The sequence below is a fragment of the Agromyces sp. C10 genome (assembly GCF_023217995.1).
Taxonomy (GTDB): domain Bacteria; phylum Actinomycetota; class Actinomycetes; order Actinomycetales; family Microbacteriaceae; genus Agromyces; species Agromyces indicus.
Genome location: NZ_JALPSX010000001.1, coordinates 182,617 through 204,358 on the forward strand (window position 1 = coordinate 182,617; position 21,742 = coordinate 204,358).

The following is a 21,742-nucleotide window of genomic DNA, read 5'->3' on the forward strand; positions in this document are numbered from 1 at the left end:
ACTATCGAGCCGCGACCGGGCAGGCGGAACGTCAGGCGAGTCGAGCCGTGAAGCGCACGAGCGACCACGACTCGGCGGGGAGCACCATCGACGAGGCGTCGCCGTCGGTCGTGACGCCGTCGAGCGGCTGCGGTGCGGCGGCGGCGCCGCGAGCGGCGAGATCGGCCGCGGCATCCGTCGACGACGCCCCGCGCACGTTGTCGTCGGCGACGATCACGGATGCCTCGGCGAGGGCCACGTCGGCGAATCCGAGGTGCTCGACCCGCGCCTCGACGGGCTCGGCGGTGCGGTTCACGAGCAGCGCCACGAGCGAACCGGACCCGGCATCCCACGTGACCGTGCCGGAGACGCCGGACACGTCGCCGTGCTTCGCGGTCGCGAGCAACGGCCCCTCGATGCGCGCGTCGAGCGCGACGCCGCGCGCGTGCGCCGCGGTGAGCGCGATCGGGTGGAACGTGGTCTGCTTCCACGCGTCGCCGCCGGGCTCGGTGAGCATGGGCGCGATGACGTTGACGAGCTGCGCGACGCACGCGACGGCGACCCGGTCGGCGTTGCGGACGAGCGTCGCGAGCAAGTCGCCCGCGACGACGGCGTCGAGGGCGGAGTAGACGTCCTCGATGAGTCGCGGCTGCTCGCGCAGGTCGAGGTTCTCCTCGCCGGCGAACTCGTCGACGTACCAGACGTTCCACTCGTCCACGGAGAGCCGGATGCGCTTGTCGGAGTGCCGACGCCCGGCGACGGCGTCGGCCGTCGCGATCACCTCGCGCAGGAACGCCTCGAACGACGCCGCCGAGCCGAGGAACGACGCGCGGTCGCCGTCGCGCTCCTGGTAGTAGGCGTGCACCGAGACGTAGTCGACGTCGTCGAAGGTGTGCTCGAGCACGACGCGCTCCCACTCCCCGAAGGTCGCGATCTCGCGGCCCGAGGACCCGCACACCACGAACTCGATCGTCGGATCGACGCGGCGCATCGCCTGCGCGGCCTGGCTCGCGAGCCGGCCGTACTCCTCGGCGGTCTTGTGGCCGATCTGCCACGGGCCGTCCATCTCGTTGCCGAGGCACCAGAGCTTCACGCCGTAGGGCTCCTCCGCGCCGTTCGCGCGACGCCGATCGCTCCACGTCGTGCCGCCCGGGACGTTGCAGTACTCGACCAGGTTCGCCGCGGCATCCGCCCCCCTCGTGCCGAGGTTCACGGCCAGCATCGGCTCGACGCCCGCCGTGCGGGCCCACCGCATGAACTCGTCGGTGCCGAACGTGTTCGGCTCGATGGTGCGCCACGCGAGGTCGATGCGCGTGGGGCGCTCGTCGACCGGGCCGATGCCGTCCTCCCAGAAGTAGTTCGAGACGAAGTTGCCGCCCGGGTAGCGCACGACGCTCGTGCCGAGCTCACGGGTGAGGTCGATGACGTCCCGGCGGAAGCCGTCGGCATCGGCCGTCGGGTGGCCGGGCTCGAAGACGCCGGTGTACACCGCCCGGCCGAGGTGCTCGACGAACGAGCCGAAGAGGCGCCGGTCGATCTCGCCGACGACGAAGGACGGGTGGACGGTGATGCGGGCGGTCTGCGTCATGGCTCTCTCAGTGCGATCGGGAACGCGAGTGTCCACGAATGATCGCATCGATCGACGCGCAACGACCCTTCCTTGACACGCGGTCCGGCACCGGCACGCGGCTCGGCACCGGTGACGTCGTCAGGCGGTCGGCACCTGCTCGGCGTCGCGCGTCGATCCGCGACGCGGCGTCGACGCGCGCAGCACGACCTCCGTCCGGACGGGCGCCTCGTCCTCCTCGGTGGCGATGCCGAGCGCGAGGCGGAGGGCGCGGCGGCCGACCTCCTCGAGCGGGGTGCGCACCGTCGTGAGCGGGGGCGTCAGCTCGCGCACGATTGGCACGTCGTCGAACCCGGCGACCGCGACATCCGTGCCGGGGGTGAGCCCCGCATCGCGCACGGCCGACATCGCGCCGACCGCCATGACGTCGTTCGCGGCGAAGACGAGCTCGATGCCGTCGAGCCCCTGCTCGATCAGCCGGCGCATGCCCTCGTAGCCGCCGTCGCGGGTGAAGTCGTGGCGCGCCACGCGCTCGAGCGTTCCGCCGCCCGCCTCGAGCCCGGCGCGGAAGCCGGCGAGGCGCTCGTCGGCCGTGCGGATGCCCTCGTCGCCCGTGATCGCCGCGAACCGGCGGTAGCCGAGGCCGGTGAGCTCGCGCGCCAGCGCCTCGGCGCCGATGCGGTTGTCGACCCGGACGGTGCGGAAGTCGAGGTCGGTCGCGCTGACGAACGCGACGCGCCCGCCGTTGGCCTCGTAGGCGCGCAGCTCGGCCTCGAGCGCCGCGTTGTGCGGGTCGTCCTCGCGGCGCGAGGCGGCCAGGATCAGCACGCGCGGTCGCTGGCCGCGCATGGTGCGCACCAGCTCGAGCTCGCGCTCCGGGTCGCGGTCGGTGGCCGCCACGGTCACGATGAGCCGTTCGCGGTCGGCCTCGCGAACGACGCCCGCGGCGATCTGCGAGAAGATCGGGTCGGCGATGTCGGCGACGAGCAGGGCGACGGTCGTCGTGGTGCCGCGAGCGACTGCCTGGGCCGACAGGTTCGGGGAGTAGTTGAGCTTCGCGGCCGCCGTGAGCACGCGCTGCCGGTACTCCTCGTTGACCTTGCGGGTGCTGCCGTTGAGCGATCGCGAGGCGGTGGCGAGGGAGACGCCGGCCTCGCGCGCCACGTCGTGGAGCGTCGCGGGGGCCCCCTGCGTGCTGTGTGCTGCGCCGGCCATGGTTCCTCCGCTTCGTCGCGCCCGGTCGGGCGCCTCGATGCTACTGCCCGACCGGGGGTCCGGCTGGGTCGTTCGGCCCGGGGAATCCGAAGACGTCGGAACGCCGGGCATGCCGACGCGATCGAGCGGATGCCGCGGCATCCGCTGCACGAGGGCCTTTCGGCCCCACCGCACCGCCCGGGCGGTGGGAGGATCGCGCGCATGACGGATGCCACGAACCCTCCCGCCGGCTGGTACGACGACGGCCGCGGACAGCGTCGCTACTGGGACGGCACGCAGTGGACCGAGCACACCGCGCCGCTCGCGAGCGCGGGCGCCTACGACCCGGGCGCGGCGGCGACCGCCGCGGCGGACCAGTCGGCGACGCTGCCGTACGAGACCCAGCGCTCGACCGACCCGTACGCCGCGACCACCCCGTACTCCATCGCGCCGGGCGCCGTCGGCGCCGGGGCGGGTGCGGTCGGCGGCGCCGGCGCCGCCGACCCGTACGCGCCGTACGGCGCCGCCGGCGCCCCGGGCGGTCCCGCCGGTGGGCCCGGGACCGAGCCGCGGAAGGTCAACGTCCTCGGCATCGTCGCCCTCGCCCTCGCGGTGGTGGGCTTCATCCTCGCCTGCATCCCGTTCGTGCAGGTCGTCGCCTGGATCGTGCTGCCGATCGCCTTCGTGCTCTCGCTCGTCGCCCTGTTCCTCGAGGGCCGCAAGTGGCCGGCGATCACGGGCCTCGTCGTGTCGGTGCTCGGCGGGATCGTCGGCGCGCTCGTGTTCGCGTTCGTCACGGTCGGCGTGCTCGGGCAGATCGCCGACTCCGGCGTCATCCAGGACCAGATCGAGCGCGAGCTCGAGGAGGAGTTCGGCACGCCCGTCCCGACGCAGGACGAGGGCGAGGCACCCGACGCCGGCACCGTCGACGGCCTCGCGTTCGGCGACACGATGATCTGGGACGACGGCGTCTCGATGACGGTCTCCGAGCCGGAGTCGTACACGCCCTCCGACCTGTCGGCCGGTGCCGACCAGGCCGAGGACCTCGTGTTCACCCTCACGATCACGAACGACTCGACCGAGAACGTGCAGCCCGTCGTGCTGTCGACGCTGTCGTCGGGCGGCACCGAGGCGACCCGGATCTTCGACGTCGGCGCCGAGGGCGGCCAGGTCGGCATCCCCCCGACGACGGCGATCCTGCCGGGCGAGTCGATCACGTGGCGCGAGGCGTGGTCGGTCGCGGATGCCGCGTCGCTGACCATGCAGACCGCGCCGTCGTTCCAGTACGAGTCGGTGGTCTTCACGAACGTGGCGCAGTAGCGCCGGATACGGCGGAGCCGTCGATCGCCGGTGCGCCCTTCGGGTAGGCGAGCAGCATCGCGCCCGAGGCGATCCACACCACGCCGATCGCGACGATGAGCACCTCGGCGCCCGCGCCCGCGGCGAGGCCCGCGACCGCGGCGCCCGCGGCGGCGGCGGCCGCGCGCAGGCCCGCGCCGACGGTGAACACCTGCGACCGGAGTGCGGGCGGGCTCTGCTGCTTGCGGATGAGCAGCATCGCCGCGGCGCTGCCGGCCGTGAACACGCCGGAGACCCCGATCGCGAACACCGCCCACCACGGGCCGAGGTCGGCCGCGGCGATGACGGTGAACGCGCCGGTCGCCGCGAAGCCGAGGCCCATCTCGACCTCCGGCCGCATGCGGCTCGGCCGCGCGGAGTTCCAGAGCGCCCCGAGGAGGCCGCCGACGGCGAAGGCGGTGACGATGATCGCGCCCTCCGCGGCATCGCCCGTGCGCGCGACCGCCAGCGCGACCGCGGCGATGGCGAGCCCGCCCGAGCCGAACTGGCTGAGCGTGCCGCTCGCGGTGATGATCGCGAGCGGGCGGTGCGTGGCGATGTGCCGGAAGCCGGCGGCGATCGTGCCGAGCATCGACCCGCGGTCGTGGTCGCTCGCGACCGGGCGCAGGCGCAGCGGGATGGTGCCGAGCGCACCGAGCAGCGCCGCCGCGGCCATGAGCAGGGTCGCCACGCGCGCCGATCCGAGCGCGGCGGCCGCCGCGACGGCAGCGGGCCCGGCCACGGCCCCGAGGTTGTAGGCGAGCGCGTCGATCGCATACGCGCGCCGCTCGTCGGGGATCCGCTCGGTCACGAAGCTCGACAGCCCGCCGAACACGAAGGGCGTCGCCGCACCGGCGACGAGCAGCGCGATCGCCACCGCCCAGGCGGGAACGGGTCCGAGGAACGCGGCGATCGCGTAGGCGGTCGCGATCACGAGCCCGGCGGCCGCCAGCAGCACTCCGGGTCGGCGGCTGCGGTCGAGCATCGCGCCGGCGACGGGCGCGGCGACGATCGACGGGCCGAGCGCGGCCGCGGCGAGCAGTCCGCCGAGCGCGACGTCGCCGAGCTGGTCGACCGCGAGCACGGGGACCGCGACGGTGATCCCGCCGACGGCGAGCCGGGGCGGGGTCGCCGCGGTGAGGTAGGTGGCGACGCCCACTCAGGCGCACTCGGTGGACGCGGCGGTGTGGGTCATGGTTCCTCCGTGGTCGAGCGGATGCGGCGGCATCCGTTGCCCGCACGGAAAGCGTACGCCGCGCCCGGTGAGGCGGCGGCATCCGGCCGGCCCGACCTGGGGCCGGCGCCGACTCAGGCCCAGGACGAGGGCGTCTCGCGGACGCCGTCGCGCAGCCCCCGCAGCATCCCCCTCGACATGATGAAGTCGGCGGGGACGATGACGAGGTGCGCCGCGACGGTGAGCCAGCACGGCGCGGTGCGCGCGCGCCAGCGGAACACGAGCCGGGTCGCCCGTCAGTTGTCGGGGAAGAGCAGCGCGTCGACCCAGCGCGGCGTGTACCACCCCCCGCGCTGCCAGCCGACCTGGACGAGCCAGGGCCAGATCCGCTCGGGCGGAGCGGGCAGCGTCGCGGCGTGCGTCGCCACGATCTGCGGATGCGCGACCACCTCGTCGCCCGGAAGCCGCGCGTGTCGCTCGGCCGCCGTCGACCCGTAGGTCCGGCCGAACCACTGCAGCGCGAGCGCGGTGACGGCGATCGGGGCGAGGACGGTCGGCGCGACGCTGCGTGGGGAGGGCATGCGCCGAGTCTCGACGGGGATCCGCCGCACCGTTGGGTCGATGGTCCCGCCGGGAGGCGACGCCCTAGCATGGGACGCGTGAGCGAGGGTGGGCGCGCACGGGCCGACGAGTGGCGCACGTCGGTCGACATCGGGCGCCTGCGCGCCTTCATCGACGCCGTCGTCGCCATCGCGATGACGCTCCTCATCCTCCCGCTCCTCGAGAGCGTGGGCGAGGTCGCACGCGGCGACGGCGACACGGCCCACTGGTTCGCCGAGCATCGGTCGCAGTTGCTCGGCTTCGTGGTGAGCTTCGCGCTCATCGCGGTGTTCTGGATCTACCACCACCGGCTCTTCGCGCGCGTGGACGCCGCCTCGCCGGGACTGCTGTGGGTGACGATGCCGTGGCTGCTCGCAATCGTCTGGCTTCCGGTCGCGACGGCGATCTCCGGGCAGATGGACGACGACGCGCTTGCGAAGATCGTCTACATCGGCAGCATGATCGCGTTGAGCCTCTGCTCGCTCCTCGTTCGCCTCTTCCTGCGCGCCCATCCGGAGCTGCATCGGATCCCGCCGTCGATGATGGCCGCGGGCATCGCCGCAGAAGCCATCACCGCCGGGCTGTTCGCGGTCGCCCTGCTGCTGGCGCTCGCGTTCCCGGCGCTGGGCTATTCGCCGTTGCTCGTCATGGTGCTCACCGGCCCGGCACAGGCGGTCGTCGCGCGGTGGCGGGGAGGAACGTCGCGCTGACCGTCGCGCTGACCGCCGCACCGCCCAGCCGATCCCGATGTCCGCGGTGCAGGATGGTGCCATGAGGGACTCGTATGCGATCGACCTCACTGACGACGACCTCCGCGAGGTGGCGCGCTTCGCGACACGGTGCGCGAGCGAGGTGCTGCCCTTCTTCGAACGCGACGCGCCCGACGATCCGCGACCGCGCGAGGCCATCGACGCCGCCTGGGCCTTCGCCGAGGGCGGCGCGCGGACCAACGCCCTGCGCACGAGCGCCTGGGGCGCCTACCGGGCGACGCAGTCGGTGGACTCGCCCGTCGCCGCCGAGGCCGCCCACGCCGCGAGTGCCGCCGCCGGCGCGGCCTTCCTGCATCCGCTCGCGCACGCCGACCAGGTCAAGCACATCCTCGGCTCCGCCGCTCGCGCGGCTCGAGCCGTCGAGCTCGAGGCCGACGACGTCCGAGGGGTCGGCGAGGCGTTCCTCGACGAGGAGCTCCCGGACGTGCCCGACGCGGTCGTCGACGTGCTCCGCCGGTACCCGCCGGCTCCCGGCGGCGGCGGCCGCGTGGGCGAGCTCCTGCGCCACCTCGACGCGGTCCTGCGAGCGCGGGCGTGATTCCGGCGCCGGACGGTGGCCGCGGGGCCCGATCACGGGCATGATGCGTCTCATGACCCACACCGCCGCGCGTGATCGAGCCCTGCCCAACCTGCCGTCGCGCGACCTCGACGCGACCGAGGCGTTCTACGCCGGATTCGGATTCGAGCGGCGCTTCCGCGACGAGGGCTGGCTGATCCTCCGCCGCGGCGAGCTCCAGCTCGAGTTCTTCCCGTTCCCGGAGCTCGACCCGGCCGAGAGCGCCAGCCGCTGCACGATCCGGGTCGCCGACGTCGACGAGCTCGCCGACGCGATCGCGGCGTCCGGCGTGGCCGTCGCCGAGCAGGGCTTCCCGCGACTGCACGAGGTGCGTCGCCAGGACTGGGGCCTGCGCGCCGGGCACCTCGTCGATCCCGACGGCAACCTGCTCACCCTCATCGAGGAGCCCGCCGCGTGAGTCCGGCCACCGTCGACTCGCCGACCGAGGCGGCTCCCATGCGCGCGATCATCCTGAGCGGCAGCGGGCGGTACGCCGACCCGTGGCATCCGTACCCCGACACCACCGAGCGGCTCGCGGCCATCGTCGGCGAGGCGGGGTTCGACGTCGAGGTGCGCGACGACGTGGATGCCGCGCTCGCGACGCTCGGCGACGACGTGCGCCTGCTCGTGGTCAACGCGGGCGACCCCGACAGCCCCCTGCCGGACGGGGTCGACGCCGCGGCGTCCGACGGTGCCGCCGTCGACGACACCGCGCTCGCGGCCGCGGTCGATCGCGGCATCGGCATCCTCGCCGTGCACTCGGCGGCGTCGAGCCTTCGCGACCACCCGACGTTCCACCGCGCGCTCGGGGGTCGGTGGGAGGACGACGTGTCGTGGCATCCGCCGTTCGGCGAGGCGCGCGTGCACCTCATCGGCAACCACCCGATCCGCGAGGGGCTCGAGGACTTCACCCTCGAGGACGAGCGCTACACCGGCCTCCGCCTGCACGACGTCATCGAGCCGATCGCCGAGCACGAGGAGGGCGGGTTCCGCTACCCGCTGGTGTGGGCGCGCGAGTTCGGGCGGTCCCGCCTCGTGTACGACGCGCTCGGCCACGACACCCGGTCGTACGACTCCGCAGAGCACCGCGCGCTCCTCGCCCGGGCGCTCGACTGGCTCTCGCACGTGCCGGCGCCGACGGGCGGGTGGACGGGCGTGTCGCCGGCGTGAGCGCCTGGCGGCTGGTCGTGCTCGCCCCCGACTCGTTCAAGGGCACCGCGACCGCGACCGATGCCGCGCGGGCGCTCGCACGCGGTTGGCGCACGGTGTCGCCCGCCGACGAGCTCGTCGCGAAGCCCATGGCCGACGGCGGCGAGGGCACGCTCGACGCGTTCGCCACGGCCGTGCCGGGTGCCGAGCGGGTGCCCGTCACGGTCCGCGGGCCCGACGACCGGCCGACGGATGCCGCGTGGCTGCGCCTGCCCGACGGCACCGCCGTCGTCGAACTCGCGCTCACGAGCGGCATCACGCTGCTCGACCGGCTGCGACCGCTCGACGCGCACACGTTCGGCTTCGGCCAGGCGATCGCCGCGGCACTCGACGCGGGCGCCGCGCGGCTGCTGCTCGCGATCGGCGGGAGCGCATCGACCGACGGAGGCGTGGGCGCGCTCGCCGCGCTCGGCGGCGTGTTCCTCGACGGGCACCGCGAGCCGGTGGCGTCCGGCGCGCGCGGTGTCGGCGCCATCGCGCACGTCGACCTGTCCGGGCTGCGCCGGCTCCCGCCCGGCGGCGCGCTGATCCTCGGCGACGTGACCAATCCGCTGCTCGGCCCTCGCGGTGCGGCGGCGGTGTTCGGGCCGCAGAAGGGCGCCACGCCGGCGATGATCGATGCGGTGGATCAGCATCTCGCGCGGCTCGCGCACGCGATCCCGGGCGGCGAGGCGTTCGCCGCGACACCGGGTGCGGGGGCCGCCGGCGGAACGGGCTTCGGGCTGCTGGCGTGGGGCGCGACGATGGCCGCCGGCGCGGGCGCCGTGGCCGACGCGATCGGACTCGACGCCGCGCTCGAGCGCGCCGACCTCGTCATCTCGGGGGAGGGCCGCTTCGACGCCCAGTCCGCTGCGGGCAAGGCGCCGCGCGAGGTCGCGACCCGCGCCGCGGCCGCCGGGGTGCCGGTCGCGCTCGTCGCGGGCGCCATCGACGCGGATGCCTCCGGCTTCGCCGCCGCCGCGTCGCTCACCGACCTCGCGGGCGGCGGCACGGCCGCGATGGCCGAGCCGCTCCGCTGGCTCGAGGCGGCCGGCGCCGCGCTCGCCCGCGCCCTCACCTGAGCGGAGCGCCGCGAGTGCGCGGAGGCGCGACGAGCGCGCGCCCCAACGGCCGCGCACTCGTCGCGCGAACGCGCGCTCGCGTCCGCGGTCAGAGCGAGACGGATGCCTCGGCGTCGGCGCCGCGCGCGACCGTGAACGTCGCGACCGCGGCATCCGTCGACCGGGCCGGCCGCACCGCGTAGTCGCCGGCGAAGCCGCGGACGGCGACCCGCCCCGCGGCATCCATTCGCGTCGTCGTCGGCGGCATCCACCACTCGCCCTTCACGAGGTCGCGGAGCGCGTCGAACGAGGGCTTGGGCGTGCCGTCGGCCCGCAGCAGCCCGATGGGGGCGTTGAGCCACGCACCCCGGTCGGTGATGCCCCAGTAGGTGATCGACTCGACGGCCGGGTGGCCGACGAGGGCACGGTAGTGGCGTTCGAGCTCGTCGGCCTGGCGGGCCTCGCCCTCGGGCGTCGACGGCCACTCGTCGACCTGCCAGTCGTTGAGGTCGACGATGTGCCGGGGCATGAGGTCGCCCGAGACGAGCGAGGTCTCGGTGAAGTGCAGCGGCAGGCCGTACCGGGCGAAGCGGTCGGCGATCTTCACGAGCGCCTCCTCGCCGCGGAAGCCCTGGTGCATGTGCGTCTGCAGGCCGATCGCGTCGAGGCGGATGCCGGCCTCGAGCACGCCCTCGATGAGGCACTCGTACGCGCTCGAGAGGTCGAAGTCGTTGAGCAGGAGGGTGGCCTTCGGATTCGCGGCGCGGGCCTCCTCGAAGGCAAGGCGGATCATGTGGATGCGTCCGCGCTCGCGCGCGAGGGGCGTGATCGCGTTCTCCTCGGCCTCGAACACGGGCATGATCACGACCTCGTTGATCGCGTCCCACGTGTCGATGAGGCCCGCGAACCCGCCGGCGTCCCGGCGGATGCGTTCGCGCAGCGTCTGCTCGACCTCGTCGAGCGGTCGGCCGAGGAGCCACTGCGGCGCGAGCGTGTGCCAGGCGAGCGGATGCCCCTTCACCGCGACGCCGCGGTCGCGGAACCACTCGGCGGCTCGACGCAGTTCGTCGGTGCGCGGCCGGCCGGGCTCGGGCTCGAAGTCGCGCCAGTAGAACGGCAGCGTCGCCGCGTTGAACACCTCGACGTAGCGCTCGCCGAGCTCCTCGTCGCCGGCCTCGCCGCGGCCGTTCGCGAGGCCGACCAGGTCGAAGCCGATGTTGCCGAACGTGAACGCATGGCGGGTCTGCTCGACGACGACCTCGGTGTCGGCGAGCGGGGCGCCCGTGACATCCGTCACCTGGAGCGTCGTCGTGCCGAGGCGATGCTCGGGGCCGGCGCCGGCAGCGGCGACTCGGGCGGTGGTGGTCATGCGGCGGCCTCCTCGGCGGCGCGCGCGGCGGCGACCGCGTACTGCGATCGGATCGTCGGCCGGGTGTCGGGTGCGAGTTCGTCCGCGATCTCGACGGGCCACGCGGGCCGCTCGCCGCGGAGCACCCACGAGGCCTGTCGGGCGGCGCCGTCGGCGACGTACTCGCCCGGCGCGGGGACCACGACGGGCGCGTCGAACACCTGCGCGGCGATGCGCCGCACCGCCGGGTTCTGCGCGGCGCCGCCGATGAGCAGCACCCGGCGCGCCTCGACGCCCTGCGAGCGCACGGCGTCGAGCCCGTCGGCGAGCCCGCAGAGGAGCCCCTCGATGGCGGCGCGCGCGATCGACGGGCGCGTCGTGTTCGCGAGCGTGAGTCCGGTGAACGATGCGGTGGCGTCGGGCAGGTTCGGCGTGCGCTCGCCCTCGAAGTACGGCACGAGCACGGCACCGGATGCCCCGGGCTCGGCATCGAGCGCGAGGCGACCGAGTTCCGCGTGGTCGACGCCGAGCAGCGTCGCGGTGGCGTCGAGCACGCGCGCGGCGTTGAGCGTGGCGATGAGCGGCAGGAACCGCCCCGTGGCATCCGCGAACCCGGCGACCGTTCCCGAGACGTCGGCGACGGCGGCATCCGTCACGGCGAACACCGTGCCGCTCGTGCCGATCGAGACGACCACGTCGCCGGATGCCGCGTCGAGCCCGAGTGCGGCCGCCGCGTTGTCGCCCGCGCCGGGCCCGACGAGGATGCCGTCGGGCGTGCGACCGGCGGCCTCGCCGGGGCCGAGCACGTGCGGGAGGACCGCGTCGTGGCCGAGCGCCCGGACGAACAGCTCGCGGTCGTAGCCGTCGGCGCCCCAGTAGGCGGTGCCGCTCGCGTCGGACCGGTCGGTCGTGAGCTCCTCGAGCACGGGACCGAGCGGCGACTCGCCCTCGGGACCGTAGCCGCGCAGGCGCCAGGTCAGCCAGTCGTGGGGGAGCGCCACCGCGGCGACGCGGGCCGCGTTCTCGGGTTCGGCGTCGCGGAGCCACCGCAGCTTCGTCGCGGTGAACGACGCGACGGGCACGACGCCGGTGCGACGCGCGTACTCGTCGGCGCCGACCTCGGCGATCAGGTCGCGGGCGGCCTGCGCCGAGCGCGTGTCGTTCCAGAGCAGGGCGTCGCGGATGACGCGCCCCTCGGCGTCGAGCGCGACCATGCCGTGCTGCTGTCCGCCGATCGACACGGCCTCGACGCCGTCGAACCCGCCGGCGTCGGCGAACGCGCTGAGCAGCGCGCCCCACCACGCGGCGGGGTCGACCTCGGTGCCGTCCGGATGCGGTGCCCGGCCGGAGCGCACGAGCGCCCCGGTCGCGGCATCCCGGATCACGACCTTGCACGACTGCGTCGACGAGTCGACGCCGGCGACGAGGGCCACGGTGTCCTCCTTCGGACGTTTCCGCTGGTCGAGTAGCGCGAAGCGCGTATCGAGACCGGGGGAGAGGTCTCGGTACGCTCCTTCGTCGCTACTCGACCACCGGATGGGTGGGGTGGGCGATCGAGCGGCGAGCGCGACGCGTCAGCCGCGCGCGCCGAGCAGGTGCTCGGTCGCGAGCTGCTGCAGGCGCACGAAGTTGAAGCCCTTGCCGCCGAGGTACGCCGACGCGTCGAAGTCCTCGAACGCCGAGCGGTCGGCGAGCAGGTCGTCGTACGACTCGCCGTCGCCGAGGGTGGGCTGCGCGAGCTCGAGCACCTTCGCGGCCTCGAGCGCCTCCTGGACCTCGGGGTCGGCGCGGAACGCCGCGGCCCGCTCCTTGAGCAGCAGGTAGGTGCGCATGTTCGCGGCGGCCGACTCCCAGACGCCGTTCTCGTCCTCGGTGCGGCTCGGCTTGTAGTCGAAGTGGCGCGGGCCCTCGTACGCCGGGCCGCCGTTGGGCCCGCCGAACTCGAGCAGGTCGACGAGCGCGAACGCGTTGTGCAGGTCGCCGTGGCCGAACACGAGGTCCTGGTCGTACTTGATGCCGCGCTGGCCGTTGAGGTCGATGTGGAAGAGCTTGCCGTGGTACAGCGCCTGGGCGATGCCCGCGGCGAAGTTGAGGCCCGCCATCTGCTCGTGGCCGACCTCGGGGTTGAGGCCGACGAGCTCGGGGCGCTCGAGCGAGTCGATGAACGCGAGCGCGTGTCCGACGGTCGGCAGCAGGATGTCGCCGCGGGGCTCGTTCGGCTTCGGCTCGATCGCGAAGCGCAGGTCGTAGCCCTTGTCGGTGACGTAGTCGCCGAGCAGGTTGACGGCCTCGCGGTAGCGCTCGAGTGCCGAGCGGATGTCCTTGGCGGCGTCGTACTCGGCGCCCTCGCGGCCGCCCCACATGACGAACGTCTTCGCGCCGAGCTCGGCGGCGAGGTCGATGTTGCGCAGCACCTTGCGGAGCGCGAAGCGGCGGACCTGGCGGTCGTTGGAGGTGAAGCCGCCGTCCTTGAAGACGGGCGCCGAGAAGAGGTTCGTGGTCACCATGGGGACGATGACGCCCGTGTCGGCGAGCACCTGCTTGAGGCGGTCGATCTGCGTCTGGCGCTCGGCGTCCGAGGAGCCGAAGGCGAACAGGTCGTCGTCGTGGAACGTCAGTCCGTAGGCGCCGAGCTCGGAGAGCTTCTCGACCACGTGGACCACGTCGAGCGCGTTGCGGGTCGGGCCGCCGAAGGGGTCGGTGCCGTTGTAGCCCACGGTCCACAGGCCGAAGGAGAACTGGTCGTCGCGGGTGGGCGTCACTGCCATGTGCGGGCCTTTCGGGCATCGTCGTCGATTTGTTGGCACGCCCAACATAACTGATGCTCCGGTCGCGGTGCAAGGCGCGGCGCGACATCCGTTCGCAATTTTCGTGGCTAGACTTCGAAACATGTCAACGGATGCCGCGACGGAGCGCGTCACGCTCGCCGAGATCGCCGACGAGGCCGGAGTCTCCCTCTCCACGATCTCGAAGGTCCTGAACGGGCGAGCGGATGTCGCCGCCGCCACCCGCGCCCGCGTGGAGCAGGTCATGGCCGAGCGGGGGTACCGCCGTCGCGGGGCCGCGCGGTCCGAGGCGCGCGCGGAGCTCATCGAGCTGGTCTTCCACGAGCTCGACCGCATCTGGTCGATGGAGCTCATCGACGGCGTCGAGTCGGTCGCCAAGGAGCACGGACTGTCGGTCGTGCTCACCGTGAGCGGCAGCCGCCACTCGCCCGACCCCGACTGGGTCGAGGGCGTCATGCGCCGCCGGCCCGTCGGCGTGATCCTCGTGTTCAGCGACCTCGCGCCCGAGTACCGCGAGCAGCTCCACGCGCGGGCCATCCCGTTCGTGATCGTCGACCCGGCGGGCGACCCGTCCGCCGACGCCCCGTCGGTGGGCTCGGCGAACTGGTCGGGTGGCCTCGCCGCGACCCGGCACCTCATCGAGCTCGGCCACCGCCGCATCGCCGCGATCACCGGCCCCGAGGACATGATGTGCTCGCTCGCGCGCATCGACGGATACCGTTCCGCGATGAACTCGGCCGGCCTGCCGATCGACGAGTCGTGGATCCGGTTCGGCGACTTCCACGTCTCCGGCGGACGCGACCGCGCCCGCGCCCTGCTCGACGCGCCCGAGCGGCCCACGGCGATCTTCGCCGGCAGCGACATGCAGGCGCTCGGCGTGCTCGAGGCGGCGCGCGAGCGCGGCATCCGCGTGCCCGAGGACCTGTCGGTGGTCGGCTACGACGACATCCCGATCGCGGCGTGGCTCACGCCCAAGCTCACGACCGTGCACCAGCCCCTGCGCCGCATGGGGGAGGAGGCGGCACGCCTCGCCATCCGCCTGGCGGAGTCGCCGCTCGACGCCGGTGCGCCGACCCCGCGCATGGACCTCGCCACGAGCCTCGTGGTGCGCGAGAGCACGGCCCCACCGGCCGGCTGAGCGCCGCGCCGCGCTGCGGCCACGGGATAATGGGGTATGACCTCCTCCGTCGAACGCCGCTCCAATCCGACTGCCTGGGCCGCGTTCTGGGTCGCGCTCGCCGGCCTCGTGCTCATGCCCATCCCGCTGTTCATCGGGCTGATCCTCGGCGGCGGCCTCTCGATCGTCGCCGCGATCCTCGCCGTGATCGCCCTGCTCAAGGGGCTCGCGCGCGACGGCAAGGGCATCGCCCCCGTCGTCTTCGCCGCGATTTTCATCGCACTGACCTGGGGCGGCATCTCGGTCGGCGGCGGCACCATCTGGTAGGTCGGCCGGGAGGTCAGCTGTCGGGGTCGTACCCGAACGCGCGGACCTCCTGCGCACATCGGCACGCGGCGGCGAGCTTCGCCGCCCACGCGTGAGCGGCTTCCGCCGAGGGCAGGTCGAGCACGGCGTAGCCGCCATCGAGGCGCGACGTCTGCGGGTACGTGCCCGCGGTGACGGTGCCGTCGGCGGCGACCATGACCGGCGGCACGCTCTCGTCGATGCCGCCCCCGAACACCCACACGCCGGCGTCCTTGGCCTCCTGCACGACGGCGTGCGAGGCGTCGGAGACGGCGGGCAGCTCGTCCGGCGAGACCTCCATCGCCGAGCTCGGGAACGAGATCAGGTACTTCGTCATCGTGAGTGCTCCTCTCCCTCGGGGCGGTCGGGCGCGCCGCCTGTTCCCGGTACCGCCGCGACCGCATCGATCTCGACGAGGGCGCCGGGCTTCGCGGGGGCGACGACGAGCACCGTCACGGCCGTGCGGCGCGAACCCCACACGGCGGCGCTCGCCGCGAACGCGTCGGACGGGTCGATGCCGGGCGCGAGGTGGATGTTCAGCTTGACCACGTGCTCGGGGCCGCTGCCGGCCTCGGCGAGGACCGCGAGCACGTTGCGGAGCGCCTGCTCGGTCTGCGCGCGGAGCCCGCGGAGCAGCGCGCCCGTGGCATCCGTGCCGTTCTGGCCGCCGACGAAGAGCAGCGGACCCGCCGGCGCGATCATGCCCTGCGCGAAGGCGGGACTGCGGGGCAGCGGACTCGGGTCGACCGGGATCACGTCGGGCATGAGGCATCCTCTCGGCTCACCCGCGAGTCTGCACTCCCGCACCGACATCCGCCACCGGTCCGCCCGACCGGACCGTCGCCGGCGCTCCGCTCGGCGACGGGCGCGCCCGACGAGGCGGTCGACCGCTCCACCCGGTCGACCGCCTCGCGGTTCGTGCGCTCGGCGTCAGGGCGTGGGACGCCCCGCGGCCGCCGGGACGGCGACCGTCGCCGAGCGACGCCGTCGCGCTGCCGGCGGTGGCGTGCGCGGCCGTCGGGGCCGCTCAGCCGGACGCGGCGGTCACGCGGTGGTGGCCTCCTCGGCGGGCGAGAGGTCGACGTCGACGAGCGGGTGCAGGTGCCGGGTGTGGTCGACGACGCGGACCGGACCCTCGAGCCGCACGGTGTGCGCGTGCACGAGGTCGCCGCTCGAGCGGCCCACGCTCAGGACGAGCTCGCCGGGCTCGACGATGCGTTCGCCGGAGCGCGACGTGAACGACGCGAGGTCGGCGGGCACGGTGAACCACACGTCGGCGGCCGCGCCGGGGTCGAGGTCGACGCGCGCGAAGCCGATCAGCCGCTGCACGGGCCGCACGACCGAGGCGACCGGGTCGTGCAGGTACAGCTGCACGACCTCCGTCCCGGACCGCGTGCCCGTGTTGCGCACGCGCACGCGCACGCTCGCGGCGCCGTCGGTCGCGATCGCGTCCTCCTCGGCCTCGAACGCCGGCCAGTCGAAGCTCGAGTAGCCGAGCCCGTGACCGAACGGGTACGCCGGAGTCGGGTCGAGGTTCGACACGTCGCTCGCGCGCGCGAGCGGCGGCGCCAGGTAGGTCGTGGGCTGGGAGCCCGGCGACGAGGGGATCGACACGGGCAGCCGGCCCGACGGGTTGACCCGGCCGCTCAGCACGCCCGCGATCGCGCCCGCGCCCTCCTCGCCGGTGAAGAACGCCTGGACGATCCCGGCCGACTCCGCGACCGCGCGCCCGAGGGCGTAGGGCCGTCCGGCGAGCAGCGCGAGCACCGTGGGCGTGCCCGTGTCGAGCACGGCGTCGACGAGCTGTTGCTGCGCACCCGGCAGGGCGAGCGACTCGGCGTCGCAGCCCTCGCCGCTCGTGCCGCGGCCGAAGAGGCCGGCCCGGTCGCCGAGCGCGAGCACGACGACGTCGGCCGAGGCGGCCAGCGCCGCGGCATCCGCGAGGCCCTCGGTCTCGCCCCCGTCGACGGTGGTGCCGAGGGCGTGACGGATGTCGTTGCCCGGGAACTCGGCGCGGATCGCGTCGAGCAGCGTCGGGATGCGGATGCCCATCTCCACGCCCGGGTGCTGCGTGACCACGTGGGTGGGGAACGAGTAGCAGCCGAGCATCGCGTACGGGTCGTCGGCGTTGGGGCCGATCACGGCGATGACGGAGGGCGCGGCTGGACCGTCCGCGTCGTCCGCGCCGCCGCCGAGCGGCAGGGTGCCGTCGTTGCGCACGAGCACGACCGCTCGCTCGGCGAGCTCGCGGGCGACCTCGCGGTTGCCAGGCGGGTCGAGGTCGATCGTGCCGCGGACCGCCGCGGCATCCGTCGCCCCCACGCCCTGGAGCGCGGAGGGGACCGGCGACCAGTCGGCGTCGAGCAGGCCGAGCTCGACCTTCTGCCGCAGCACGCGCTCGAGCGCCGTGTCGACGAGCGACATCGGCACCGCGCCAGCTGAGACCGCGGCCCGCAGCGGTTCGCCGAAGGCCTTGACGGTGGGCAGCTCGACGTCGATGCCGGCCTCGAGCGCGCCGGCCGCGGCATCCGCCCACGTGTCGGCCACGCCGTGCAGGAGCTTCAGGAACGCGACCGCGAAGTAGTCCGCGACGACGGTGCCGTCGAAGCCCCACGTCTCGCGCAGCAACTCGGTGAGCAGCCAGCGGTCGCCGGCGGACGGCACGCCGTCGAGGTCGGAGTACGAGTTCATGACGCTGCGGGCGCCGCCCTCGCGCACGGCCATCTCGAACGGCGGCAGCAGCACGTCGGCGAGCTCGCGCGCGCCGACCGACACGGGTGCGAGGTTGCGTCCGGCCTTCGACGCCGAGTACCCGACGAAGTGCTTCAGGGTCGACACGATGCCGGATGACTCGAGCCCGCGCACGTACGCGGTGCCCACCGTCGCGACCAGGTACGGGTCCTCGCCGATGGTCTCCTCGACGCGGCCCCAACGCGCGTCGCGCACGACGTCGAGCACGGGCGCGAGGCCCTGGTGCACGCCCACCGAGCGCATGTCGGCGCCGATGCGCCCCGCCATCCGCTCGACGAGGGCCGGGTCGAACGTCGCGCCCCACGACAGCGGCACCGGGTAGGCGGTCGCGCCCCACGCGGCGAACCCGGCGAGGCACTCGTCGTGCGCGATCGCGGGGATGCCGAAGCGGTTGGCCGCCACGATCCGCTCCTGCATGCGCACGAGCGAGAGCGCGCCGACCGCGGCGTCGACCGGGGCCGTGCCGAACGGACGGGTGATCTGGCCGAGCCCCGACGGAAGCAGCGCGTCGAGGTCGACGTCGTCGTTCAGGTCGTGCTGGTGCGGGGCGACGTCGGCGTGGCCGTCGTCGGAGGCGCCCACCCACACGCCGTAGAGCTGGGCGAGCTTCTCGTCGAGGGTCATCTCGGCGATGAGGGCCTGCACCCGCTCGTCGACCGGGCGGGCGGCGTCGCGCCACGCGGCATCCGTCGTCGCGGTCGTCGCGGTCACGTCGTGCTGCGTCATCCCTTCACCGCCCCCTGCAGGCCGCCGACGATGCGTCGCTCGGCGGCGAGGAAGAACACGAGCGCCGGGATCATGGCCAGCGACGTGTAGGCGAGCACGGCGGCCGTGTCCTGCGAGTACTGCGTCGAGAACTGGGTGACCCCGAGCGGCAGCGGCCACAGGTCCTGGGGCAGCGTGCCGGTGCTGATCACGAGCAGCGGGAGGAGGTAGCCGTTCCAGCTGCCGACGAACGCGAGCACGCCCACGGTCACGAGGCCCGGCATCGACAGCGGCAGCAGGATGCGCCAGAAGAAGCCGAGGCGCGACGCGCCGTCGATCTGCGCGGCCTCCTCGAGCTCGTCGGGGATCGCCCGCAGGAATGGCACGAGGATGATGATCGTGGTCGGCAGCGCGAAGGCGATCGACGGGATGATCACGCCCAGGTACGTGCCGTGCAGACCCAGTGTCCGCAGCAGCAGCGTGAGCGGCAGCGCGGCGACGGTCAGCGGGAACATGAGCCCCGCGGTGAACAGCGTGTAGAGCCCCTGACGGCCGCGGAAGTCGTACCGGGCGATCACGAACGCGGCCATGATGCCCGCGATCACGACGCCGAGCGTGGTGCCTCCGGCGAGCACGATGCTCGCGAACACGTTGCCCCAGAAGCGCGGCGCCCCGAGGACGGTCGCCCAGTTCTGCAGGGTCCACGGGTCGGGCAGGCCCGCGGGGTCGGCGTTCAGGTCGGCGGTCGTGCGGAACCCGCCGAGGAAGACGTACACGACGGGGCCGATCGCGACCGCGGCCACCACGAGGGCGACGAGGTAGACGAAGGGCTGTCCGAGGTCGAACCGTCGCCCGGCGGGGCGGCGCTCGGGCAGGTCGCCGGGCGGCCGGCCCGTGGTGATGGCGGTGGTGGCGGTCATGTCAGCGCACTCCTCGGGTGATGGCGCCGGCGAGGTCGCGGCGGAGGGCGAAGCGCTGGTACACGAGCGCCACGATCAGCGAGATGAAGAAGAGGATGACGGCGATGGCGCTGCCGTAGCCCGGCTGGCCGGCGAACTGACCCTGCTGCACCATGTACGTCGCCATGGTCTCGGTGGACATGCTGCGCACGGTCGGTGCGACCGTGACCCACACCATGTCGAACAGCTGCAGCGCGCCGATCATCGACAGGAACGCCCAGATGCGGATGGTCGGGCCGAGCAGCGGGATGGTGATGTGCCGCTGGATCTGCCACCAGCTGGCGCCGTCGATCGCGGCGGCCTCGGCGAGTTCCTCGGGCACACCCTGCAGGCCGGCGAGCATCAGGATGATCGCGAAGCCGAGGTACTTCCAGGTCAGGATGAAGAAGAGCGTCCACAGCGCGATGTCGGGGTCGGCGAGCCAGTTCTGCCGCCACTCGCCGAGGCCGATCGCCTCGAGCGCGGCGTTCACGCCGCCCTGCGGCTGCAGCAGCAGCTTCCACGACAGGCCCGCGATGACCTCGGCGAGCACGTACGGGACGAAGATCAGGAGTCGCAGCACCGACCGGCCCCGCATGGGGCGGTTCAGCAGCAGTGCGATGCCGATCGCGAGCGGGCCCTGCACGAGCAGCGACGCGATCAGGATGAAGAAGTTGTTGCCGATCGCGCGGACGAACTCGGGAGTGCCGAAGGCGCGCTCGTAGTTGGCGAGGCCGACGAAGCGCTCGGGGTCGGCCAGGTGCTCCCAGCGGAACGCCGGAGGCAGGTTGTAGAGGCTGTAGACCGCGGCCAGGACGACCGGCAGGATCACGAAGCCGAGGAAGAGGACGAGTGCCGGGGTCATCAGCACGGCGATCTCGATGCGCTGGCGCACGGATCCGGAGCGCCGGTGCGAACGGCCCGGGGCGGGGGCCGGGCCCGCGGAAGTCGCGGGCCCGGCCGGGTTCAGGACGGTGGTCATGGTGCTACTGCGTCGCCGCGGCGTCCTGCATCTTGGTCACGATGTCCTCGGGCGAGCCGGAGCCGCCGAAGAGGTTCGTGATGCCCTCGTTCATGGCGTTGCCGACGGTCGTGCCGAACGCGGTGTCGAACCAGAGCTGGACGAAGGAGGCCTCCGCGAGGCCGTCGGCGACGGCCTTGAGGTTCTCGTCCTCGAGCGACTCGGTCGCGGCCGGCACGGTCGGGATGCCGGAGCCGCTCGCGGCGAACTTCGCCTGGACCTCTTCGCTCATGATGTACTCGAGCAGCTCGGCGCACTCCGGCGGGGCCTCCGACGAGCAGCCGTAGCCGTCGCCGCCGCCGAGTGCGGCGGTCGGGTCGCCCGCGGCACCCTCGATGCCCGGGAACGGGAACCAGCCGAGGAACTCGGGCACCTGCTGGTCGGCGGTGAGGCCGCCGATGACGCCGGCGTTCCAGTGGCCCATGAGCTCCATCGCGGCCTGGCCGTTGGCGATGAGGCCCGCGGAGCTGCCCGCGCCCTGCTGGGCGGGGGTGCCGAGGAAGCCCTCCTGGAACGGCTCGATGGCGAGGAACTCCTCGAGCTGCTCACCTGCCTCGACCCAGCAGTCGTCGCTGAAGTCGCTCTCGGCCTCGGCGGCCTCGAGCGCCTCGGGCGAGCAGGACTTGAGCGCGAACTGGTACCACCAGTGCGCGGCCGGCCACTTGTCGCCGGCGCCCACCGCGATGGGGGTGATGCCGGCGTCCTTCAGCTGCTCGACGACGTCGAGGAGCTCGTCGAACGTCTCCGGCGGCGCGTCGATGCCCGCCTGCTCGAACAGGTCGGTGTTGTACCAGAAGCCCTCGATGCCGAAGGTGAACGGGATGGCGTAGGTCTCGCCGTCGACCTGCCAGGGGTTCACGGCGGCGCCGACGCTCTCGATGGTGTCCGGGATCTCGTCGTCGAGCGGCATCAGGTAGCCGTTCTCGACCTGGTCGCGCAGCTCGCCGCCCGGCCAGACCTGGAAGAGGTCCGGCGGGTCGCCGGCGGCCAGCGCGTTCGGGATGAGCGTGCGCTGCAGCTCCTCGTTCTGGTAGCCCGTCTGCTCGACGTTGACGCCCGGGTGGTCGGCCTCGAACTCCTGCGCGACCTCCTCCCACACCTGGGGGAGCGGGCCGGTGGTGCCGTTGTGCCACCAGGTGATGGTGACCTCGCCGTCACCGCCGCCCTCGCCGCCGCCGCCGTCACCGCTGCTGCAGGCGGTGAGCGAGGCGAGTGCGAGACCCGTCGCGGCGGTGAGCGTGACGAGCCTCATGGTGCTGCGTCTGTTCATCATTGAACCTCTCGAAAGTTTCGACCACAACGTC

Annotated in this window: 22 protein-coding genes; 8 read left to right on the forward strand and 14 right to left on the reverse strand. The window is 73.7% G+C overall.

Annotated features, from left to right (window positions below):
- Nucleotides 1–31 precede the first annotated feature (31 nt).
- Together M1L56_RS00955 and M1L56_RS00960 are read right to left on the reverse strand one after the other, a co-directional pair.
- A complete protein-coding gene (locus M1L56_RS00955) occupies nt 32–1,567 on the reverse strand; it encodes an alpha-N-arabinofuranosidase (protein WP_248597783.1) in 1,536 nt (511 codons plus the stop codon).
- Nucleotides 1,568–1,687: 120 nt separating this feature from the next.
- Nucleotides 1,688–2,761, reverse strand: a complete 1,074-nt coding sequence (locus M1L56_RS00960; RefSeq protein ID WP_248597784.1) for a LacI family DNA-binding transcriptional regulator — start codon at nt 2,759–2,761, stop codon at nt 1,688–1,690.
- A 201-nt stretch (nt 2,762–2,962) separates the two neighbouring features.
- Between M1L56_RS00960 and M1L56_RS00965 the strand changes: the two genes are divergently transcribed.
- The gene (locus M1L56_RS00965; protein ID WP_248597785.1) at nt 2,963–4,060 is read left to right on the forward strand and encodes a DUF2510 domain-containing protein; all 1,098 of its coding nucleotides are present in this window, start codon (nt 2,963–2,965) and stop codon (nt 4,058–4,060) included.
- On the opposite strand, the gene M1L56_RS00970 is transcribed toward M1L56_RS00965, so the two are convergent.
- The 3 genes from M1L56_RS00970 to M1L56_RS00980 form a co-directional block, all read right to left on the reverse strand.
- Nucleotides 4,041–5,237 carry an MFS transporter gene (locus M1L56_RS00970; protein ID WP_248597786.1) on the reverse strand — a complete coding sequence of 399 codons (1,197 nt, stop codon included), beginning with the start codon at nt 5,235–5,237 and terminating at the stop codon, nt 4,041–4,043. The two genes, M1L56_RS00965 and M1L56_RS00970, sit on opposite strands and share 20 nt — an antisense overlap.
- A gap of 149 nt (nt 5,238–5,386) precedes the next feature.
- Nucleotides 5,387–5,533, reverse strand: coding sequence for a hypothetical protein (locus tag M1L56_RS00975; RefSeq protein WP_248597787.1), 147 nt, complete (start codon nt 5,531–5,533; stop codon nt 5,387–5,389).
- A gap of 15 nt (nt 5,534–5,548) precedes the next feature.
- Nucleotides 5,549–5,833, reverse strand: coding sequence for a hypothetical protein (locus M1L56_RS00980; RefSeq protein WP_248597788.1), 285 nt, complete (start codon nt 5,831–5,833; stop codon nt 5,549–5,551).
- A gap of 78 nt (nt 5,834–5,911) precedes the next feature.
- On the opposite strand from M1L56_RS00980, the gene M1L56_RS00985 reads away from it, so the two are divergent.
- The 5 genes from M1L56_RS00985 (at nt 5,912) to M1L56_RS01005 (ending at nt 9,448) form a co-directional block, all read left to right on the forward strand.
- Complete coding sequence (locus M1L56_RS00985; RefSeq protein WP_248597789.1) at nt 5,912–6,562, forward strand: TMEM175 family protein; 651 nt, start codon at nt 5,912–5,914, stop codon at nt 6,560–6,562.
- 61 nt (nt 6,563–6,623) lie between these two features.
- Complete coding sequence (locus M1L56_RS00990; protein WP_248597790.1) at nt 6,624–7,160, forward strand: putative immunity protein; 537 nt, start codon at nt 6,624–6,626, stop codon at nt 7,158–7,160.
- A gap of 52 nt (nt 7,161–7,212) precedes the next feature.
- Entirely contained in the window at nt 7,213–7,596 is a 384-nt protein-coding gene (locus M1L56_RS00995; protein ID WP_248597791.1) for a bleomycin resistance protein, read from the forward strand.
- A complete protein-coding gene (locus M1L56_RS01000; RefSeq protein WP_248597792.1) occupies nt 7,593–8,348 on the forward strand; it encodes a ThuA domain-containing protein in 756 nt (251 codons plus the stop codon). The genes M1L56_RS00995 and M1L56_RS01000 overlap by 4 nt, the downstream gene beginning before the upstream one ends.
- Nucleotides 8,345–9,448 carry a glycerate kinase gene (locus M1L56_RS01005; RefSeq protein ID WP_248597793.1) on the forward strand — a complete coding sequence of 368 codons (1,104 nt, stop codon included), beginning with the start codon at nt 8,345–8,347 and terminating at the stop codon, nt 9,446–9,448. The genes M1L56_RS01000 and M1L56_RS01005 overlap by 4 nt, the downstream gene beginning before the upstream one ends.
- Nucleotides 9,449–9,536: 88 nt before the next feature.
- Here the strand turns inward: M1L56_RS01005 and M1L56_RS01010 are convergent, their stop codons facing one another.
- The 3 genes from M1L56_RS01010 to xylA all read right to left on the reverse strand — a co-directional run bounded on the left by M1L56_RS01010 (nt 9,537) and on the right by xylA (nt 13,543).
- Complete coding sequence (locus tag M1L56_RS01010) at nt 9,537–10,796, reverse strand: endo-1,4-beta-xylanase (protein ID WP_248597794.1); 1,260 nt, start codon at nt 10,794–10,796, stop codon at nt 9,537–9,539.
- Nucleotides 10,793–12,208 carry a xylulokinase gene (gene xylB, locus M1L56_RS01015; protein WP_248597795.1) on the reverse strand — a complete coding sequence of 472 codons (1,416 nt, stop codon included), beginning with the start codon at nt 12,206–12,208 and terminating at the stop codon, nt 10,793–10,795. Before xylB ends, M1L56_RS01010 begins: the two co-directional genes overlap by 4 nt.
- 141 nt (nt 12,209–12,349) lie before the next feature.
- A complete protein-coding gene (xylA, locus tag M1L56_RS01020) occupies nt 12,350–13,543 on the reverse strand; it encodes a xylose isomerase (protein WP_067948960.1) in 1,194 nt (397 codons plus the stop codon).
- Between the two features lie 121 nt (nt 13,544–13,664).
- Here xylA and M1L56_RS01025 point away from each other — a divergent pair, with 121 nt between their 5' ends.
- On the forward strand, nt 13,665–14,699 hold the full coding sequence (locus tag M1L56_RS01025) for a LacI family DNA-binding transcriptional regulator (protein WP_248597796.1): 1,035 nt from the start codon (nt 13,665–13,667) through the stop codon (nt 14,697–14,699).
- 36 nt (nt 14,700–14,735) lie between these two features.
- Nucleotides 14,736–15,005, forward strand: coding sequence for a hypothetical protein (locus tag M1L56_RS01030; RefSeq protein WP_067948956.1), 270 nt, complete (start codon nt 14,736–14,738; stop codon nt 15,003–15,005).
- Between the two features lie 13 nt (nt 15,006–15,018).
- Here the strand turns inward: M1L56_RS01030 and M1L56_RS01035 are convergent, their stop codons facing one another.
- The 6 genes from M1L56_RS01035 to M1L56_RS01060 all read right to left on the reverse strand — a co-directional run bounded on the left by M1L56_RS01035 (nt 15,019) and on the right by M1L56_RS01060 (nt 21,690).
- Nucleotides 15,019–15,360: a transcription initiation protein gene (locus M1L56_RS01035; RefSeq protein WP_248597797.1), complete on the reverse strand. Its 342-nt coding sequence runs from the start codon at nt 15,358–15,360 to the stop codon at nt 15,019–15,021.
- Nucleotides 15,357–15,788 carry a RidA family protein gene (locus M1L56_RS01040; protein WP_248597798.1) on the reverse strand — a complete coding sequence of 144 codons (432 nt, stop codon included), beginning with the start codon at nt 15,786–15,788 and terminating at the stop codon, nt 15,357–15,359. Before M1L56_RS01040 ends, M1L56_RS01035 begins: the two co-directional genes overlap by 4 nt.
- Nucleotides 15,789–16,067: 279 nt before the next feature.
- On the reverse strand, nt 16,068–18,500 hold the full coding sequence (locus M1L56_RS01045; RefSeq protein ID WP_248597799.1) for a beta-glucosidase: 2,433 nt from the start codon (nt 18,498–18,500) through the stop codon (nt 16,068–16,070).
- Complete coding sequence (locus M1L56_RS01050; protein WP_067948946.1) at nt 18,497–19,399, reverse strand: carbohydrate ABC transporter permease; 903 nt, start codon at nt 19,397–19,399, stop codon at nt 18,497–18,499. Before M1L56_RS01050 ends, M1L56_RS01045 begins: the two co-directional genes overlap by 4 nt.
- A 1-nt stretch (nt 19,400) precedes the next feature.
- Nucleotides 19,401–20,399 carry a carbohydrate ABC transporter permease gene (locus M1L56_RS01055; protein ID WP_067948944.1) on the reverse strand — a complete coding sequence of 333 codons (999 nt, stop codon included), beginning with the start codon at nt 20,397–20,399 and terminating at the stop codon, nt 19,401–19,403.
- 4 nt (nt 20,400–20,403) lie between these two features.
- Nucleotides 20,404–21,690 (reverse strand): ABC transporter substrate-binding protein, encoded by a 1,287-nt coding sequence (locus M1L56_RS01060; protein ID WP_157356805.1) that lies wholly within the window; start codon nt 21,688–21,690, stop codon nt 20,404–20,406.
- Nucleotides 21,691–21,742: the final 52 nt, after the last annotated feature.